Consider the following 18,470-nt stretch of genomic DNA (forward strand, 5'->3'; position numbering starts at 1 on the left):
GTCGCGAGACCGGGGGGAGCCGATCCGACGGAAGATCATAAGCCCACAGGATGGTTAACCGGCGGTGTGTGACCGGATGTTGCCGGGCCGGCCGTCGGCATCACGCCCCGATCACGCTGAGCACGATCTCCCGCCGGTGCGGCCGGTCGCGGTGCTCGATCAGGTAGATCCCCTGCCATGTGCCGAGCGCCAGGCGGCCCTCGACCAGCGGGATGCTGAGGCTCGAATCGGTGACCAGCGTGCGGATATGGGCCGGCATGTCGTCCGGCCCCTCGGCGCCATGGACGTAACCGGCGTTCCGCGGCGCGAGTCCGTCGAGGGCGGTCATCAGATCGGCCTGGACGTCCGGGTCGGCATTCTCCTGGATGGTGAGCGAGGCCGAGGTGTGCCGGCAGAACACCGTGACCTGCCCGTCCCGGATCCCGGTCCCGCGCACGAACGCCGCCACCGCATCGCTGACATCCGTGAAGCCCTGCCCCGGTGTCGCGACGGCGAGGCGCCCGCTCGCGTGGCGCTCTACCGCGCCGGAGGCCAGGGTCTCCACCGGACCGATCTTGCCCTGCCTCATGCGGTCCCCTCCATCAGCGTCGCGCCCGGCGCGATCTCGCGCTCGCCGCGGGCGAGGATGCGCTCCAGCACGTCGATCCGGTCGGCCTCCGCGGGGGGCTTGTCCCAGCGGATGCGGCTGACCCGGGGGAAGCGCATCGCCACCCCGGACTTGTGCCGGGTCGAGCGCTGCACGCCCTCGAAGGCGATCTCCAGGACGAGACCGGCGTCGCGGCCGTACGCGACCTCGCGCACCGGACCGAAGCGCTTGGTGGTGTTGTTGCGGACGTAGCGGTCGAGCTTGGCCAGTTCGGCGTCGGTGAAGCCGTGATAGGCCTTGCCCACCGGCACCAGCTCGTCCCCGCCCTCGGGCGCCTCCCGCCAGACCCCGAACGTGTAGTCCGAGTAGAACGACGAGCGCTTCCCGTGGCCGCGCTGGGCGTACATCATCACCGCGTCGACGACGTGCGGCTCGCGCTTCCACTTCCACCACGGCCCCTTGGGGCGGCCGGGCAGGTAGGGGCTGTTCCGGCGCTTGAGCATCACGCCCTCGATGGCGTCGGCGTCCTCCCCGGCGCCCACGGAGGCGGGGTCGGCCCGGGCGGCGGCGAGGGTCTCCCAATCCGCGAACGGCACCACCGGCGAGATGTCGATCCGGGCGTGGTCCAGCCGGGTGACCAGGGCTTCGAGCCTGTCCCGGCGGTCCGCGAAGGGCTCCCCGCGCAGGTCGTCGCCGTCGAGGGTCAGGAGGTCGTAGGCCCGCACATGCGCGGGAAACTCCTCCAGGAGCTTGGCTGTCACCGCCTTCCGGTTGAGGCGCTGCTGCAGCACGTTGAAGCTCTGGACCCGGCGCTCGCGCAGGATCAGCAATTCGCCGTCCAGCGTCCCCGTGAAGGTGATGGCCTCGGCGAGGTCGGGGAAGGCTCCGGTGATGTCCTCGCCGGTGCGGGAATACACCCGGGCGACCTGGGTGCCGGCCCGGTCGCGGCCGCCGACGAGCTGCACGCGGATGCCGTCCCACTTCCATTCGGCCGAGAACGCCTCGGGCTCCAGCTTCTCGAGATCGGCCTCCTCCTCGATCGGGTGGGACAGCATCGGCGGCCGGAACGGGGCGGGGTTCAGGGTCTCGGGCCGCGCGGCCCGGCCCTCGACCCAGGCGAACAGGCTCTCGAACGGCGGCGCGAGGCCGTGCCAGACCTCCTCTACGGCATCCGCCTCGTGGCCGCCCAGCGCCCCGACCGCGGTCTTGGCGAGCCGCGCCGAGACGCCGACCCGGAGATTGCCGGTGACGAGCTTCAGGAGCGCCCAGCGGCCGGTCTCGTCGAGGGCGTCGAGCCAGTCCGCGAGGTGGCGGGGCAGGTCCCTCTTCGGGATGGTCGCCAGGGTCTCGACGACCTCGGCGAGGGTCGGAACGTGCGGCGGCGGGTTGTTGTGGCCGATCCCCGCGCGCGCCTCCCCGCCCCCTTCTGCGGGGGAGGGTGGCCCGGCCGTCAGGCCGGGTCGGGCCGGGCCGAAGTCCCGCGAGAGGGGAGCGACGGTGCCGGAAAGGGCGTGGCCAGCCTCATCTCCCGAAGCGTCGCGCTGCCCCTCTCCCGCCCCCCTTCGATGGCCACCCTCCCCCGCGGTGGGGGGAGGGAGGGGCGTCGCGGGCCAGATCAGCGCCGTAGTTTCCGCGAGATCGCCGACGTAGTTGTGCGACAGCCGGAACAGCACCGGGTCGATCCGCGCCTCCACGAGGCCGCGGATCAGAGCCGGCTTCGCCTCGCGAAAGCTGAGCGTGCCGGTCATGGCGCCGAGCGCGTAACCCCGCTCCGGATCCGGTGTGCGCGAAAAAAAATCCTGGAGCATCCGCAGCTTGGCGTTGCGGCGGGGCTCGTAGGCGAGGCGGTCGAGGAGATGGGCGAAGTCGTTCATGCCGCCGCCTCCGTCCCGGGGCCGGCCTCGGTCGCGCCGGGTTCGGCCTCGCCGTCGTCGCCGTAGCCGAGCAGGTGCAGCGGCTTGGCCTTGATGCCCTGCGTCCCGCACCAGTGGACCAGAGCGTCCTCCTGGCCGTGGGTCACCCAGACCTCTTCGGCGCCGGTATCGCGGATGGTGCGGCATAGGTCCGGCCAGTCGGAATGGTCGGAGATCACCAGCGGCAGCTCGACGCCCTTCTGGCGGGCGCGGGCGCGCACCCGCATCCAGCCCGAGGCGAAGCAGGTCACCGGGTCGGGGAATTTCCGGGACCAGACATCCTGGATCGACGAGGGCGGACAGATCACGATCGCGCCGTGCAGGTCCTTGCGCTCGGCCGCCACCACCTTCGGGGTGTCGCCCAGCGGCAGCCCCTCGTCCTTGTAGAGGGCGGTCAGCTTCTCCATCGCCCCGTGCAGGAAGATCGGCCGGTCCCAACCCTCCTCGCGCAGCAGCGCCATCACCCGCTGCGCCTTGCCGAGCGCGTAGGCGCCGACGATGTGCGCCCGTTCCGGGAACAGGGTCACCGAGGCCAGGAGCTTGCGCACCTCGCCCCGGGTATCGGGATGGGTGAAGACCGGCAGCCCGAACGTCGCCTCGGTGATGAACACGTCGCAGGGCACGACCTCGAAGGGCAGGCAGGTCGGGTCCGGCGCCCGCTTGTAGTCGCCCGAGACCACGACCCGGGCCCCGTCCCGCTCGATGGCGATCTGCGCCGAGCCGAGAACGTGGCCCGCGGGCGCGAAGCGCACGGTGACGTCGCCGACGCGGATCGGCTCGCCCAGGCGGGCCTCCTGCCGCTGGCGGCAGAAATCCGCGCCGTAGCGCACCGCCATGATCCGCAGGGTCTCCGGCGTCCCCAGGACCTGGCCGTGGCCCGACCGGGCATGGTCGGCGTGCCCGTGGGTAATCAGCGCGCGCTCCACCGGCCAGGTCGGATCGACGTGAAACCGCCCGAGGGGGCAGTACAGACCCTCGCGGGTCAGGGTGAGGAGATCGCTGGCGTGTGTCGGCATCGGGCCCATGTTGCCGGTGGTGTCGGCCGGTGGCCCCGGTATATAGGCGCCCCCGACCCGGCAGACGCATGGCCTCGCAGCTCAGTTCCGGCGACCTCCTCGCCGACCGGCGCTATCGTTACGCCGCGGCCTGCCTGGAGGAGCGCGATTACACCGGGGCTGCCGACCTCGCCGAGCAGGCCCTGGAGATCGCGCCGGCCTATGCGCCGGCCTGGCTGCTCCTGGGACGGGCTCGGGAGGGACTGGCGGCGGCGGGGGGCGGCGCGGACCTGGGCGCCGCGGCGGCCCGCGCCTACGCCTGCGCGCTCGACATCGACCCGGACGATACCCTGGGCGTGCGGGCGGATCTGCTCCGCCTGGGCCTCGGCGACGGCGTCCCGGCGCTCTCGCCCTCCTATGTCAGGGCCCTGTTCGACGGCTACGCGCCGCGTTTCGAGCGCCACCTCTTGGAGGGGCTGGGCTATATCGGCCCGGAACTCGTCCGCGCGGCGGTCCCGCCTGTGCCGGAGCGGTTCGCGGTCGCGCTGGACCTCGGGTGCGGCACCGGCCTGATGGGCGCGGCGATCCGCGACCGGGTGGCGCATCTCGTCGGCGTCGACCTGTCGCCCGGGATGCTCGCCAAGGCGCGGGCCAAATCCTGGCGATCCCGGCCGCTCTACGATCGTCTCGTCGCGGGTGAACTGACCGCGTTCCTGACCGGCGAACCGCGGGCCTCCGCGGATCTCTGCCTCGCTGCGGACGTCATGATCTACGTGGCGGACCTCCGCCCACCGCTCGCCGCGGTAGCCCGCGTCCTGCGGCCCGGCGCCCTCGCAGCCTTCACCGTCCAGTCCCACGCCGGCACGGGTGCCGCGCTGGGTTCGGACGGGCGCTACGCCCATGCCGACGACCACGTCGCGGCAGCCGCCTCAGACGGCGGCCTGGAGATCCTCACGCTGCGGCCGGCCGAGGTCCGGCGGGAGGCCGGCCGTCCGGTGCCGGGCTGCGTCGTCGTGTTGCGCCGCACAGCGGCATGAAACCGCGCAGTCGTTCGTCCATTGTCAGTCGGCCGCGACGGGTGCGGCCGCTGTATCGAGGGATCAGCATGGCGGAACACGGCAGCCGGACCGGGAACGGCGTGGAGCGAGCGCCCGACCCGCCGGCGGACAAGTCCTTCCCGGCCGATCCGCGGACCCGGATCCCCTTCGCCATCGCGCTGGCCGCCCTGGCGGGCTGTGCCGATTCCATCGGGTTCCTGGAATTCTCGCAGCTCTTCATGTCTTTCATGTCGGGCAACACCACGCGCTTCGGCGTGGCTGTGGCCAACGGCGACTGGGAGAACGTCACCCGGGTGGCCAGTACCATCACGCTGTTCTGCTTCGGGGCCTTCCTCGGCACGCTGATCGCGGCCGCGGTCGGACGCTGGCGCCTCGCCGTCCTCCTGACCCTGCAGGCGCTGCTGCTCGCCGGCGGGCTGCTGATGCCGTGGGGCACCTTCGCCTACCCGCTGCACGCCTACCCGATCGTGCTGGCGCTGGGGCTCCAGAACGCGACGCTGCAGGACGAGGGCGGCCGCTCCCTCGCCCTCACCTACGTCACCGGCGCGGTGGTGCGCTTCGGGACCGGCTGCGCCAATCTGCTGCTCGGCACCGTGGCGCCCTCGTTCTGGATCCAGGCGCCGCTCTGGGCGGGGCTCAGCACCGGTGCCGTGGTGGGCGGCCTGCTCGACCTCCGCTACGGCGAATCGGCTTTCCTGTTCCCCGCCGCGTTGGCCGCGCTCCTCGCCCTGATCGCGATCGCGCTCACCCTCGCCAAGCCGGGCAGTCCCCTGGTGGCGGGGTCGTCGCCGGCGCCGGATGCGAACCCGAAGGCCGCGGTGATCGACGCGATCCATTGAGCGGGGGCGCAGGGCGGGGGGTTCAGCCGTCGGAGTCCCGATGGCTGCCCCGACCCTGCTTGATCGCTCCGCGGCTCTTCTTGGCCTCGATCCGCCGCTCCTGAGAGCCCCGGGTCGGCTTGGTCGGGCGGCGGATCGGCGGGGGCGGCTTGGCCGCCTCCGCCACGAGATCGGTGAGGCGCTGCAGGATCTCGGCCCGGTTGCGCTCCTGCGTCCGATGCCGCTGTCCTGTCAGGACGAGGACGCCGTCCTTGGTCATCCGCCGGCCGGCCAGGCGGAACAGGTTCGCCCTGACCCGGTCGTCGATGGAGGGCGACGTGAGGACGGACCAGCGGAGCTGGACCGCGGTCTCGACCTTGTTGACGTTCTGGCCCCCCGCGCCCGAAGACCGCATGAACGACAGCTCGATCTCGTCGTCGTCGAGGACGATGCGCGGGGTCACCCGCAGGGGCATGGCGGCCTCCGGGACACGGTGCTGGACGCGCGGCAGGCCGGCTGGTCCGCCGCGACGCCGTCGATCCGGCCGGTGCAGATCGGCGCGCCCATAGCCATATCCTCTCTGTCGCTCCGCACGCGGCGCGGCGCCGTTGAGCGCGACGCTTTCCCGCGCGGCGCCGCCCGGACCGCACCGCTCGCGGGCACGGTGCCGCCTCTCACGCCCGGGCCTTCGCCGCGCCCGAGCGTTGGCGCCGGTGGCCGCCCGGACGGTTCAGGCGGCCTCGGCCGGCGTGCGGGCCCGCAGCGCGAGGGCGTGAAGGCCCCGCTTGGAGAACGCATCCTCCAGAAGCGCGTTCACCAAGCGGTGCCGCTCGACGCGGCTCCTGCCCTCGAAGGCCGACGCGACGATGTCGAGCCGGTAATGGGTCTCGCCCCCCGGCCGTGCCCCGGCATGGCCGGCGTGCAGATGCGACTCGTCGATCACGTCTAGGCGCGTCGGCGCGAGCTGCTCCCGCAGCCGCGCCTCCATCCAGTCTCGGAGCGTACCGCCCCCGTTCGCTCCGTCCGCCATCGCGTCGCATCCCCGTCATCCGTCAAGCCCGATCTCGCGCATGCGTCATCAGGCCCGGCGCTCTTGTGTCTCAGGTCAGCCCCCTCATAATCGGCCCGTCATGGATCTCAACTCGCGTCTGTTCGACAGCATCCGGATCAAGCGGTCCTGCGACGAGCCCAAAGCCGCTGCCGAGACCGGCTGCGAGAGCCCCGGCTGCACGCAGCCGGGGTTGTACCGGGCCCCGAAGGGTCGGAGGGCGGAGGGCCAGTACTGGCGCTTCTGCATCGACCATGTCCGGGCCTACAACGCGAGCTACAACTACTTCGACGGCATGAACGATGCCGCCGTCCAGGCCTACCAGAAGGACGCGATCATCGGGCATCGCCCGACCTGGGCCATGGGGGTGAATCCGGCCGGCCAGGGCAAGCCCGCCGAGGAGCCGGCCCGGGACTGGGCCTACGTCGACCCGCTCGGCATCCTGCGCGGGGCGGGGGTCGGCGACGGACGCCGACGCGCCCGCCAGCCGGAGCCGGAGAAGCCGCGCCGCTCGGCGACGCTGCGCCGCGCCCTGGACGTGATGGGTCTCGAAGAGGGGGCCGACGGCCCCGCCATCAAGGCGCAGTACAAGGCGCTGGTGAAGCGATTCCATCCGGACGCCAACGGCGGCGACCGCTCCTTCGAGGAGCGGCTGCGCGACATCATCCGCGCCCACGACGTCCTGCGTGCCGCCGGGCTCTGCTGAACGGCACGAAGGATGCACGCAGGCTTGCCCAGGATAGGGCAAACCGCGCGGCGCGGCCCTATATGGAGCCGACGCCTGTCGGTGGCGCCCCCGGGCTCTGCCGTTTAAGGATGGCTCCGCCGCGTCGCGGATGCCCGGCTCGACGTTCTTCCGCGCGGAAACTCCCTCTTTCGGGTGGCGTTTCCACGCCCCACGAGGTTCCGAATGCTCTCTGACGATAAGTCCTCCGCGTTGCCCGACCGCACCGTCTCCGTCCGCGAGGTCTTCGGCATCGACCTCGACCTGAAGGTCCCGGCCTATGCCGAGCCCGAGGAGCACGTGCCCGATCTCGATCCCGACTACATCTTCGACCGGGAGACGACGCTCGCCATCCTGGCCGGCTTCGCGCGCAACCGCCGCGTGATGGTCACCGGCTATCACGGCACCGGCAAGTCGACCCATATCGAGCAGGTGGCGGCGCGGCTGAACTGGCCCTGCGTGCGCATCAACCTCGACAGCCACGTCTCGCGCATCGACCTCGTCGGCAAGGACGCCATCGTCCTGCAGGACGGCAAGCAGGTCACCGCCTTTCAGGACGGCATCCTGCCCTGGGCGCTGCAGAACAACGTCGCCCTCGTGTTCGACGAGTACGATGCCGGCCGGCCGGACGTGATGTTCGTGATCCAGCGCGTGCTGGAGCTCTCGGGCCGGCTGACGCTGCTGGACCAGAAGCGCGTGATCCGTCCGCACCCGGCCTTCCGGCTGTTCGCCACCGCCAACACGGTGGGCCTCGGCGACACGTCGGGCCTCTATCACGGCACCCAGCAGATCAACCAGGGCCAGATGGACCGCTGGTCGATCGTGACCACGCTGAACTACCTGCCGCACGACCGCGAGGTCGACATCGTCCTCTCCAAGGCGGTGCATTACCGGAGCGACCAGGGCCGGGACATCGTCAACCGGATGGTGCGGGTGGCGGATCTCACCCGCAACGCGTTCATGAACGGGGACCTCTCCACCGTCATGAGCCCGCGCACGGTGATCACCTGGGCGGAGAACGCCGACATCTTCAAGGATATCGGTTTCGCCTTCCGGGTGACCTTCCTGAACAAGTGCGACGAGCTGGAGCGGACGCTGGTGGCCGAGTTCTACCAGCGCGCCTTCGGCAAGGAGCTGCCCGAGAGCGCGGTGAACGTCGCGCTGAGCTGACCCGTATGGAGGAACCCGTGGCGCGCCCGACCGAAACCGCCGTGATGGACGCGCCAACGACGCCCGGCTCCGGTCGCACGCGGTACGCAGACGACCTCTATACCTGGGTGCAGGAGCAGGTGGCGCTGCTGCGCGCCGGCCGGGTGGACATGCTCGATCTCGAAAACATCGCCGAGGAACTGGGCGACGTGGGGAGCGCGCAGTATAGTCAGCTGGAAAGCGCGCTGCGCGTTCTCATCATGCACATGCTCAAGTGGGATCAGCAGCCCGAAAAGCGTACGCCGAGCTGGATTTACTCAATCCGCGAGCAGCGTTTCCGCTATGCAAAAATTCTTCGGAAGAACCCGGGCCTGAAGCCGCATCTCGATACGATGCGGGACGATATCTATCCGATATCGCGCAACTGGGCAGCGGACGAGTGCCACCTCTTACCGACAGAGTTCCCACCGGAATGTCCTTACACCTGGGACGATCTGCTTGAACGCCCCTTCGATCTCGATTCGGTGAAGACGTAGCCCCGCATGTCCATTTCCAACCGCAAGCCCGGCGAGCGCCGCGAACCCGTCGCCGAGCCCCTGAAGCGCTCGGTGGCCGGGTGCCTGCGCGCCATCGCCCGGCGCTCCGAGGTCGAGGTCACCTACGCCACCGACCGGCCGGCGCTCACCGGCGACAAGGCCCGGCTGCCCGAGCCCCCGCGCAAGCTCTCGGCGCAGGACGTGGCGGTGCTGCGCGGGAACGCCGACGCCATGGCGCTGCGGCTCGGCTGCCACGACATCGCGCTCCACCGCCGGTTCGCCCCCGAGAACGCCCCCGCCCGGGCGGTCTACGACGCGGTCGAGCAGGCCCGGGTCGAGGCGATCGGCTCGCGCCGGATGGCGGGGGTCGCCAGCAACATCACGGCGATGCTGGAGGACCGCTACCACCGCGGCGGCAAGTACGAGACCATCACCGACCGGGCCGACGCGCCGATGGAGGACGCCGTCGCCCTGATGGTGCGCGAGCGCCTGACCGGCCAGAAGCCGCCCGAGGCCGCCGCCAAGATCGTATCGCTGTGGCGCGATCATATCGAGGCCAAGGCCGGCCCGAACCTCGACGGCCTGATCGGCTCGATCGAGGATCAGCGCAAGTTCGCCCGGTCCGTGCGCGATCTCCTCACCTCGCTCGACATGTCGGACGAGACGCCGTTCGACGCCGAGGACGACGAGAACGACGACGAGAACGACGCCCAGGACGACGAGCAGAACCCCAGCGAGGGCGATTCCGAGGAGAAGAGCCAGGGCGAGCGCGCCGAGATCGAGACCTCCGAGGAGGCCTCCGACGAGATCGAGGAGGGCGCCCAGGAATCCGCCGATGCCCCCTCCGGCGAATTGCCCGACGAGGCCGAGGACGCCGATTCCGAGGAGGCCTCCGAGGCGTCCCGGCCGCCGCAGCGCCAGGGCAACGAGGCCCGCGGGCCCGAGTACCGGGTGTTCAACCCCCGGTTCGACGAGATCATCCACGCCGAGGAGCTGTGCGACGCCGACGAGCTGTCGCGCCTGCGCTCCTACCTCGACAAGCAGCTGTCGCACCTGCAGGGCGTGGTCGGCCGCCTCGCCAACCGGCTGCAGCGGCGCCTTTTGGCCCAGCAGAACCGCGCCTGGGACTTCGACCTGGAGGAGGGTCAGCTCGATCCCGCGCGCCTCGTGCGCGTGGTCATCGACCCCTACCAGCCGCTCTCCTTCAAGCAGGAGAAGGACACCAACTTCCGCGACACGGTCGTCACGCTGCTCCTCGACAATTCGGGCTCGATGCGCGGCCGGCCGATCACCGTGGCGGCGACCTGCGCCGACATCCTGGCGCGGACCCTGGAGCGCTGCGGCGTGAAGGTGGAGATCCTGGGCTTCACCACCCGGGCCTGGAAGGGCGGCCAGAGCCGCGAGGCCTGGCTGGCCGCCGGCAAGCCGCCGAATCCCGGCCGCCTGAACGACCTGCGCCACATCGTCTACAAGTCCGCCGACGCGCCGTGGCGCCGGGCCCGGAAGAACCTCGGGCTGATGATGCGCGAGGGGCTGCTCAAGGAGAACATCGACGGCGAGGCGCTCGACTGGGCGCACAAGCGCCTGCTCGGGCGGCCGGAGCAGCGCAAGATCCTGATGGTGATCTCCGACGGTGCGCCGGTGGACGATTCGACCCTGTCGGTGAACGCCGGCAACTACTTGGAGCGGCATCTACGCTGGATGATCGAGGAGATCGAGACCCGCTCGCCGGTGGAGCTGCTGGCCATCGGCATCGGCCACGACGTGACGCGCTACTACCGCCGCGCCGTGACGATCATCGACGCCGAGGAGCTGGGCGGGGCGATGACCGAGAAGCTCGCCGAGCTGTTCGAGGAGAATGGCGAGTCCGCGCCCACGGGCCGGATGCTGCGGGCGGCCGGCGGCCGGCGCTGAGCGCGGGAGGTCCGGCACGTCTGCCCGATCCGCGGCCTGCATCCTGAGGTGCCCGCCTCAGCGGGCGGCGAAGGATCCTCCAGGGATCGCGCGCGGCCGGCTGAGGGCTCCTTCGAGGCCCTGGCCGCGCTTTGGCGCCTTAGCATGAGATCGTGGATCGGATGGTCCGGATCAGCCTGGCGGCTGCGCGCAAGAGCAAACCGCCGCGGCCCAAGGGCCGCGGCGGTTTGGCCGATCAGGTGAAAGACGCGCGAAGCGCCCGAGAGATCAGGCCGCGACGGCCGGGGTCTCGGCGAGCTTCTTGTGGATCTCGCGCTTCAGCAGGCGGGCAGTCTGCGACAGGTCGCCCTCGCCGGCCTTGATCAGGAAGGCGTCGAGGCCGCCGCGATGCTCCACCGAGCGCAGGGCGTGCGCGGTGACGCGCAGGCGCACGCGCTTGCCGAGCGCGTCCGACTGGAGGGTGACGTTGCACAGGTTCGGCAGGAACCGGCACTTGGTCTTGCGGTTCGAGTGGCTCACGAGGTGGCCGACCTGAACGGCCTTGCCGGTGAGTTCGCAGCGGCGCGCCATGATGACTTAAGATCCCGTCTCGTTCCGCTCAGAGAGACCCGATCGCGGCCGGCGCGATCATCGTCGCATCGGGCGGCGCCCAGTGCGTGTTCCAGGTCCAGCGGAGTCCTGTTGAAGGCGCGAGCCTATAGGCGACGAAGGTGCGCTGCGTCAAGGGAGCAGCGGGCCGCCGGGCTGCTTCGGCGATCCAACGGTCTGTTAACCACGATGCCGGGATATAGCCTTCATCCGCTGGCAGAAAGGCGACCCGCCCGGCAACGGCCGTCTCGGGAAGGCCGTCGAGCGGGCGAGTTCGAGAGGGTGTGCGCAAGCTCGTGTCTTGGGCCGCCGTCCTGGGGATGCGATCCGGATCATGAGCGCCACGCCTGCCCATCGCACGATCAAGGCTCTGACGAAGCACGCCGCCGGCCGCCTCGCTTGCGGCATCCTCGCCGTCGCGGTCCTCGCGGGGCCGGCCGACGCCGCGTCGCGCGCATTGCGATCGAAGCGGGCGGCCGCGGCCTCCGCGACCGTGGCGGTCGATTACGGCATCAACCTCGCCGGCCTGCCGATCGGCACCGCGCGCCTTGCCGGATCGTTCGACCGCGACCGCTACGTCATGGACGTCTCGGCGGTGCTCACCGGTCTGGTCGGCGCGATCACCGGCGGCAAGGGCTCGGCCCGCGCCTCCGGAACCTTCGCGTCCTCACCCCAGCCCGGCGCCTTCGCCATCGCGACCCACACGGCGAATTCGGGCATCGCGGTGCGCATGGCGCTGGCGCACGGAAATGTGGTCCAGTCCGAGATCACGCCGCCGCTGATCGACATGCAGGACCGGGTGCCCGTCACCGCCGCCCACACGCGCGGGATCATCGATCCGGTGAGCGCGCTGCTGATGCCCACGCAGGGCCGCGGCGAGCCGCTCGATCCGGACAATTGCAACCGGACCCTTCCGGTCTTCGACGGCGCAACCCGCTTCAACGTGGTGCTGAGCTACGCCGAGACCCGCCCGGTCCAGAAGCCCGGCTATGTCGGTCCGGTCCTCGTGTGCAACGCCCGCTATCAGGCGGTGGCGGGCCACCGGCCGGACAGGCCCGGGGTGAAGTTCATGGAGGAAAACCGCGAGATGTCGGTCTGGCTCGCCCCCGTCGAGGGGACGCGGGTGCTGATCCCGCTGCGCATCTCGGTGCTCACCACCATCGGCAGCAACATCATCGAGGCGACGCGCTGGACCCAGAGCGGCACCGCCGGGACGTCGGGGACGGCGGGAGCCGCCGGCGCCAGCGTCGCGCAGGCGAGCCTGCCCGGGCAGTAGCCGGGCGGCCGGCCGAACCGCTTTGACCGGCGGCGGATTTCCCGGCACGCGTTCCCGGCGCGGCAGTCGCGCCAGGGAGGTCAGCCGATGCCCAAGGGCTACATCGTCGTCCGCATGACCGTTACCGACCCGGAGGCCTACCGGGACTATGCCGCCATGGCCTCCGAGGCCATGCGCAAGTACGGCTGCACGCCCCTCGTCCGCGGTGGGCGCAGCGAGGCGCTGGAGGGCGAGGCCCGGCCGCGCAACGTCGTGCTGGAATTCGACTCCTACGAGGCGGCGCGGGCCTACTACTTCTCCCCCGAGTACCAGGCCGCCGTCGAGAAGCGCCGGCCTGCGGGGATCGGCGAGGTGGTGCTGGTCGAGGGGGTGGATTGAGCGGGTCACCGGCGTCCAGGCGGAGCGATCCGTTTGACGCAGGCCGCTTCGTCATCACGAGCGCAGCGAAGTGACCCAGGCCGGCGCGATCGGGCCGAGCGCGGCGCTGCTGGACTGCTTCACAACTTCCTCGCAAGGACGGCGGCGGCGGAGCCCGAAACCGGATTCCCATTTGGCGGCCGGGAGCGAAATCTTCACGATCCGCGCGATACTCCGCGGATGCGCGCGCTCCCGCTCCGATTCGCCCTCGCCCTCATAGCCCTCGCCGGTCCGGCCGCGGCCGGCCCGCTCACCGCCGGAACCGCGGAGTCCGGCTGCGGCGGCGACGCCTTCTCCTCCGCCGAAGTCATCGAGCACCGGCCGCCCCGCCATGGCCCGCTCGTCGCGATGCCGGACACCCTCTGCGCCGACCTCGCGCCCCAGCCCGGAGCGCCCGCGACGCAGATCGACGTCTATCCGCTCGTGACGCCGCAGGTTGGACCTGGAGGCGGCGGCGTCCCATATGGGGAGAGACCGATGCGGCCCTACCGTCCCTGACGCGACCGGCCGGCAACACCCCTCCCCGCCCGCGCCGCGACGGCGCCGCGACGGCCTTCCCGTCCGAAGGAACCGCCGATCATCGACGCGCTGCTCCGCCCCTCGCCCAGCCGCTCGCTGCCCCGCGACGTCCGCGCCCGCGGCGTCACGGCGGTCCTCGGCCCGACCAACACCGGAAAGACGCACCTCGCCATCGAGCGGATGCTCGCGCATCCGACCGGGATGATCGGGCTGCCCCTGCGCCTGCTCGCCCGGGAGGTGTACCTGCGCGTCGTCGCCAAGGTCGGCCCGGACAAGGTCGCGCTGGTGACCGGCGAAGAGAAGATAAAACCGGACCGGCCGCGCTACTGGATCTGCACCATCGAGGCGATGCCCCGGGACCTCGACGTGGCCTACGTGGCCATCGACGAGATCCAGCTCGCCGCCGACATGGACCGCGGCCACGTCTTCACCGACCGCCTGCTCTACGTCCGCGGCCGGGAGGAGACCCTGCTGATCGGCTCCTCGACCATGCTGCCGCTGGTCCAGGGCCTGATTCCCAACGTCCACACCACCACCCGGCCGCGGCTGTCGCAGCTGACCTTCGCGGGGGAGAAGCGGCTCTCGCGCCTGCCCCGGCGCACCGCCATCGTGGCGTTCTCGGCGGAGGAGGTTTACGCCATCGCCGAGCTGATCCGTCGCCAGCGCGGCGGGGCCGCGGTGGTGCTGGGCGCGCTCTCGCCGCGGACGCGCAACGCCCAGGTGGAGATGTACCAGGCGGGCGACGTCGATTACCTCGTCGCCACCGACGCGGTCGGGATGGGCCTCAACCTCGATGTCGACCACGTCGCCTTCGCGGCGAACTGGAAGTACGACGGCACCCGCTTCCGCAAGCTCACCCCCGCCGAGATGGGCCAGATCGCCGGCCGGGCCGGGCGCCATCTCGCGGACGGGACCTTCGGCTCCACCGGCCGCTGCCCGCCCTTCGAGGCCGAACTGGTCGAGCGGCTGGAAAGCCATGATTTCGACCCCCTGCGCATCCTGCAATGGCGCAACCCGGATCTCACCTTCGGCAGCCTGGAGGCGCTGCAGGCGAGCCTCGACGAGCATCCCCGCGAATCGGGCCTGACCCGCGCCCCGATGGGCGAGGACCAGCAGGCCCTCGAGATCCTGATGAAGGAGGACGACATCCGCGACACGGCGCGCAGCGCCGCCTCGGTCCGGCGGCTCTGGGACGTCTGCGGCGTGCCGGATTACCGCAAGGTCCACCCGCAGGTGCATGCCGACCTCGTCGCCCAGCTCTACCGGTTCCTCATGAAGGGCATGGCCGGGCGGATCCCCGATACGTGGTTCGCCGAGCAGGTGGCGATGATCGACCGCACCGACGGCGACATCGACACGCTGTCCCGCCGGATCGCCCACGGCCGCACCTGGACCTTCGTCGCCAACAGGCCCGACTGGCTGCGTGACCCAGAACATTGGCAGGGCGAGACGCGTCGGGTAGAGGACAGGCTGTCCGACGCCCTGCACGAACGCCTCGCGAGCCGCTTCGTCGACCGGCGCACAAGCGTCCTGATGCGGCGCCTGAGAGAGAACACGATGCTCGAAGCCCAGATTACCGCCGACGGTGACGTCACCGTCGAGGGTCAGCATGTCGGCCACCTTCACGGATTCCTGTTCGTTCCCGATGCCAGCGCCGAGGGGCACGAGGCCAAGACCCTGCGGAGCGCCGCCGAGAAGGCGCTCGCGGGCGAGATCGAGGCGCGGGCGGACCGATTCGCCGCCACCGCCGATTCGACCCTCGTGCTCTCGCATGACGGCACGATCCGCTGGACCGGGGCGCCCGTCGCCAAGCTCAATCCGGGCGAGAAGCTGTTCGCCCCGCAGATCCGGCTGCTCGCCGACGACAGCCTGACCGGCGCGCACCGCGAGAAGGTCGAGGCGCGCCTCGACGCCTGGTTGAAGGCCTACATTGTCCGGTTGCTCGGCCCGCTCATGGAGATCGAGACCGCCGCCGACCTCACCGGCCTCGCCAAGGGGATCGGCTATCAGGTGGTCGAGTCCTTGGGGGTGCTGGAACGCTCGAAGGTGGCGCAGGAGATGCGCAGCCTCGACCAGGACGGCCGCGGCGCGCTGCGCCGGCACGGCGTCCGCTTCGGCGCCTACCACATCTTCCTGCCCGCCCTGCTGAAGCCGGCACCCCGCACCCTCGCGGCGCAGCTCTGGGCCCTGCGCAACGGCGGTCTCGACCAGCGCGGCCTCGACGAGATCGCGCATCTCGCCGGCTCCGGCCGGACCTCGATCAAGGTCGATCGCGAGATCGCCAAGGGCCTCTACCGCGCGGCCGGCTTCCGGGTCAGCGGCGAGCGGGCGGTGCGGGTCGACATCCTGGAGCGCCTGGCCGATCTGATCCGCCCGGCGATCGCCTACCGGCCCGGCACCACGCCGGGCGCCCCGCCGGACGGGACCGCGGACGGCGACGGCTTCGTGGCCACCGTCGGCATGACCTCGCTGGTCGGATGCTCGGGCGAGGATTTCGCCTCGATCCTGAAGTCGCTGGGCTACAACGCCGAGGCGCGTCCCGGCCCGGCCATCACGGTGCCGCTGGTCCCGGCGGCCGCCACCGCCCCGGCGGCGGCCGCCGAGACGTCCTCCGACGAGGCGGTCGCCGCGCAGGCCGCGGCCGCCGAGCCGGCCGGCGACGAGGCCCCGCCTGCGCCGGCTCAGGACGACGGTGGGATCCCCGGGGACGACGCCCCCGCTCCGGCAGAGGCATCGGCCCCGCGCGACGCGGAGGCGGCACCGGCCGAGGCGGTCGAGCCGGAAGCCGCTGCGGCCGAGACGGCCGAGGCAGCGGCCGAGTCGGCCGAGACAGCGGTCGGGGAGCCTGTCGCGGATGCACCTCACCCCGAGGAAGCCGTCGCCGGGACCGACGAGCCGGCCGAAGCGCCCTCGGCTGTCGAGCCGGCTGTCGAGCCGGGCCAGACCACGGACGTGTCCGAGGCAGAGCCCGCCGAGATCGCCGCGGACGGACTGTCCGACGCCGCGCACCCGGCGGGCGAGCCGGCGGCCGAGATCCCGCAGATCGAGGTCTGGCGTCTGCAGCGTCATCAGCGCCCGGCTCATCAACGCCCGCAGAACCGTCCGCGCGGGGCCGGCCGGGGCCGCGACGCCGGACAGCCGGGCCAGCCTCAGGGGACGGGACGGCCCGAAGGCGGCCGGCCGGAGCAGCGCCGCGCCGAGGGCGACGCCGGCCCGCGTCCCGGGCGGGACCGAGGCCCCCGTCGGGATCGTTTCGAGGGCGGCCGGCCGGAGCGCCGGGACGACCAGCGCAACGCGGAGCAGCGCCAGTCCGGCCCGCGTCCGGACCCGCGGCCGCCGCGGCGGGAGCGGGCGCCGGATCCGGATTCGCCCTTCGCCAAGCTGGCCGCGCTCAAGGCACAGCTCGAGGCCGGCGACGGCGGGAAACGCTGACCCCCGCGGCGGATGCGGGAGGATCGGCAGCGGCTCGACAAGTGGCTGTGGTTCGCGCGCTTCGCGCGGACCCGCTCCCTCGCGGCGCGGCTGGCCTCGGACGGGTTCGTGCGCGTCAACGGCAGCCGGGTCGAGAATCCGGCAAAGGGCATCGGCATCGGTGACGTCGTGACGGTGGCGGCGCCGCACGGGACGCTGGCCGTGCGGGTGCTGGACCTCGGCCTGCGGCGGGGATCAGCCCCCGAGGCGCGCCTGCTGTACGACGACCTGCCGGGCGCCGCGCGTCCGGATTCATCCCCGGAATGATGGCGCCGGTCTCTTCGCGCCGATGCGGCCCATCGGGGACGTCCGCGACTTGAGGAATTCCCGTTCGTTCGATCGCGGCCCGTAGCGCGGCGCCCACGCGGTCATCTCGGGGCACCGCAGGCGAGCCCGGAACGCCGGGTTTGCCGCTCCGAGGCGCGGCCTGCTCCCCTCGCCCCGCATTCGGGGCCCGCTGCGGCGCCCGCGCGCTTGTCAGCCCGTGAGGCAGGGTCTAGAGCCGTGGCCTTCGAAGCCCGGCGCCGCGCCGAGTGTCACCGGCGTGCCCTCCGAGCGCCACCCCGGCCTGCGGGCCGCGTCACGACCCCGCCCGGGCCAAGTCGTGTTTTAGGACGAAGACATCCGATGACCTACGTCGTCACCGACAATTGCATCAAGTGCAAGTACACGGACTGCGTCGAGGTCTGTCCGGTGGATTGCTTCTACGAGGGCGAGAACATGCTCGTCATCCATCCGGACGAGTGCATCGATTGCGGGGTCTGCGAGCCTGAATGCCCCGCTGAGGCGATCAAGCCCGACACGGAATCGAATCTCGACACGTGGCTGAAGCTGAACGCCGACTACGCCAAGACCTGGCCAAACATCACCCAGAAGAAAGAGGCGCCCGGCGACGCCAAGGAATGGGACGGGAAGGCCGGAAAGTTCGAGGCCCACTTCTCGCCCAACCCCGGCTCCGGCGACTGATCACGGCGGGCCGTCCACAGGCGGTCCACCGCGCTTACGCGTCGTGCGGCGGGCCCCAGAAATATTTGCGCACCGCGTCCGTGGGTCTTGGCCGGTGGGAGGCCTGCACCGCGCGATGCCCTGACCCGACGCAAAGACATTTCTGTCCGGCCGTACCGGTGTAAAACGTTTTCGCGCTGCGCCGGGGTCCGTGCGCGCGTGCTCAGGGATGCTTTGATCTGCGCGCCAGATTGTGGTAGACAATCTGCCTGCCGTCGCTTGCGCCTGACGTGCTTCCTCCAGCTGAAACACCTTCGACTCTCGTGGGTTAGGAGTGGCACGCGATCGACCGCCGAAGGGTTCTTCGGCGGACGCTTCAGGCTTTTGCACGGTCGCGCCGGGGACTGTCCCGGATCCCGCCGCAGGCGGGATCCTCGGAAGCGGCGAGGCAAACCGGGGGTCCCGCCCGGAACAACACGGTTTTGCGCGGCGTCGAACCGTTGCGCACCAGTG

At 71.3% G+C, this 18,470-nt stretch carries 18 protein-coding genes; 11 read left to right on the top strand and 7 right to left on the bottom strand.

The window, feature by feature from the left end; all coding sequences use genetic code 11:
- Nucleotides 1-100 precede the first annotated feature (100 nt).
- Genes MKL01_RS09500 through MKL01_RS09510 form a run of 3 tightly spaced genes read right to left on the bottom strand, consistent with a single transcriptional unit; the run spans nt 101 to nt 3,515 of the window.
- The gene (locus MKL01_RS09500; RefSeq protein ID WP_243904967.1) at nt 101-568 is read right to left on the bottom strand and encodes a secondary thiamine-phosphate synthase enzyme YjbQ; all 468 of its coding nucleotides are present in this window, start codon (nt 566-568) and stop codon (nt 101-103) included.
- Nucleotides 565-2,460 carry a cisplatin damage response ATP-dependent DNA ligase gene (locus tag MKL01_RS09505; protein WP_243904968.1) on the bottom strand — a complete coding sequence of 632 codons (1,896 nt, stop codon included), beginning with the start codon at nt 2,458-2,460 and terminating at the stop codon, nt 565-567. Before MKL01_RS09505 ends, MKL01_RS09500 begins: the two co-directional genes overlap by 4 nt.
- Entirely contained in the window at nt 2,457-3,515 is a 1,059-nt protein-coding gene (locus MKL01_RS09510; protein WP_243904969.1) for a ligase-associated DNA damage response exonuclease, read from the bottom strand. Before MKL01_RS09510 ends, MKL01_RS09505 begins: the two co-directional genes overlap by 4 nt.
- A 68-nt stretch (nt 3,516-3,583) precedes the next feature.
- Between MKL01_RS09510 and MKL01_RS09515 the strand changes: the two genes are divergently transcribed.
- Both MKL01_RS09515 and MKL01_RS09520 read left to right on the top strand, forming a co-directional pair.
- On the top strand, nt 3,584-4,531 hold the full coding sequence (locus tag MKL01_RS09515) for a class I SAM-dependent DNA methyltransferase (protein WP_243904970.1): 948 nt from the start codon (nt 3,584-3,586) through the stop codon (nt 4,529-4,531).
- A gap of 68 nt (nt 4,532-4,599) precedes the next feature.
- The gene (locus MKL01_RS09520) at nt 4,600-5,391 is read left to right on the top strand and encodes a YoaK family protein (protein ID WP_243904971.1); all 792 of its coding nucleotides are present in this window, start codon (nt 4,600-4,602) and stop codon (nt 5,389-5,391) included.
- A gap of 22 nt (nt 5,392-5,413) precedes the next feature.
- On the opposite strand, the gene arfB is transcribed toward MKL01_RS09520, so the two are convergent.
- Both arfB and MKL01_RS09530 read right to left on the bottom strand, forming a co-directional pair.
- The gene (gene arfB, locus MKL01_RS09525) at nt 5,414-5,845 is read right to left on the bottom strand and encodes an alternative ribosome rescue aminoacyl-tRNA hydrolase ArfB (protein WP_243904972.1); all 432 of its coding nucleotides are present in this window, start codon (nt 5,843-5,845) and stop codon (nt 5,414-5,416) included.
- Nucleotides 5,846-6,100: 255 nt separating this feature from the next.
- Nucleotides 6,101-6,400, bottom strand: a complete 300-nt coding sequence (locus MKL01_RS09530) for a BolA family protein (RefSeq protein ID WP_243904973.1) — start codon at nt 6,398-6,400, stop codon at nt 6,101-6,103.
- Between the two features lie 100 nt (nt 6,401-6,500).
- On the opposite strand from MKL01_RS09530, the gene MKL01_RS09535 reads away from it, so the two are divergent.
- From MKL01_RS09535 to cobT, 4 genes are all read left to right on the top strand, one after another.
- Nucleotides 6,501-7,124, top strand: coding sequence for a J domain-containing protein (locus MKL01_RS09535; protein ID WP_243904974.1), 624 nt, complete (start codon nt 6,501-6,503; stop codon nt 7,122-7,124).
- Between the two features lie 204 nt (nt 7,125-7,328).
- Nucleotides 7,329-8,312 (top strand): cobaltochelatase subunit CobS, encoded by a 984-nt coding sequence (gene cobS, locus MKL01_RS09540; RefSeq protein ID WP_243904975.1) that lies wholly within the window; start codon nt 7,329-7,331, stop codon nt 8,310-8,312.
- Between the two features lie 17 nt (nt 8,313-8,329).
- Nucleotides 8,330-8,827, top strand: a complete 498-nt coding sequence (locus tag MKL01_RS09545) for a DUF29 domain-containing protein (RefSeq protein ID WP_243904976.1) — start codon at nt 8,330-8,332, stop codon at nt 8,825-8,827.
- 6 nt (nt 8,828-8,833) lie between these two features.
- On the top strand, nt 8,834-10,741 hold the full coding sequence (gene cobT / locus MKL01_RS09550; protein WP_243904977.1) for a cobaltochelatase subunit CobT: 1,908 nt from the start codon (nt 8,834-8,836) through the stop codon (nt 10,739-10,741).
- 267 nt (nt 10,742-11,008) lie between these two features.
- Here cobT and rpmB read toward each other — a convergent pair whose 3' ends face one another.
- On the bottom strand, nt 11,009-11,311 hold the full coding sequence (rpmB, locus tag MKL01_RS09555; RefSeq protein ID WP_243904978.1) for a 50S ribosomal protein L28: 303 nt from the start codon (nt 11,309-11,311) through the stop codon (nt 11,009-11,011).
- A gap of 352 nt (nt 11,312-11,663) precedes the next feature.
- Between rpmB and MKL01_RS09560 the strand changes: the two genes are divergently transcribed.
- On the top strand, nt 11,664-12,605 hold the full coding sequence (locus tag MKL01_RS09560; protein WP_243904979.1) for a DUF3108 domain-containing protein: 942 nt from the start codon (nt 11,664-11,666) through the stop codon (nt 12,603-12,605).
- A gap of 87 nt (nt 12,606-12,692) precedes the next feature.
- Entirely contained in the window at nt 12,693-12,983 is a 291-nt protein-coding gene (locus tag MKL01_RS09565) for a DUF1330 domain-containing protein (protein ID WP_243904980.1), read from the top strand.
- Nucleotides 12,984-13,037: 54 nt separating this feature from the next.
- Here the strand turns inward: MKL01_RS09565 and MKL01_RS35960 are convergent, their stop codons facing one another.
- Nucleotides 13,038-13,355: a hypothetical protein gene (locus tag MKL01_RS35960; RefSeq protein WP_243905008.1), complete on the bottom strand. Its 318-nt coding sequence runs from the start codon at nt 13,353-13,355 to the stop codon at nt 13,038-13,040.
- A gap of 255 nt (nt 13,356-13,610) precedes the next feature.
- On the opposite strand from MKL01_RS35960, the gene MKL01_RS09580 reads away from it, so the two are divergent.
- From MKL01_RS09580 to fdxA, 3 genes are all read left to right on the top strand, one after another.
- Nucleotides 13,611-16,973: a helicase-related protein gene (locus MKL01_RS09580; RefSeq protein ID WP_409566235.1), complete on the top strand. Its 3,363-nt coding sequence runs from the start codon at nt 13,611-13,613 to the stop codon at nt 16,971-16,973.
- Between the two features lie 12 nt (nt 16,974-16,985).
- Entirely contained in the window at nt 16,986-17,279 is a 294-nt protein-coding gene (locus tag MKL01_RS09585; RefSeq protein ID WP_243904982.1) for an RNA-binding S4 domain-containing protein, read from the top strand.
- 360 nt (nt 17,280-17,639) lie between these two features.
- The gene (gene fdxA / locus MKL01_RS09590) at nt 17,640-17,978 is read left to right on the top strand and encodes a ferredoxin FdxA (protein ID WP_243904983.1); all 339 of its coding nucleotides are present in this window, start codon (nt 17,640-17,642) and stop codon (nt 17,976-17,978) included.
- Nucleotides 17,979-18,470 lie beyond the last annotated feature (492 nt).

This window comes from Methylobacterium sp. J-070, from assembly GCF_022829385.1.
Classification (GTDB): domain Bacteria; phylum Pseudomonadota; class Alphaproteobacteria; order Rhizobiales; family Beijerinckiaceae; genus Methylobacterium.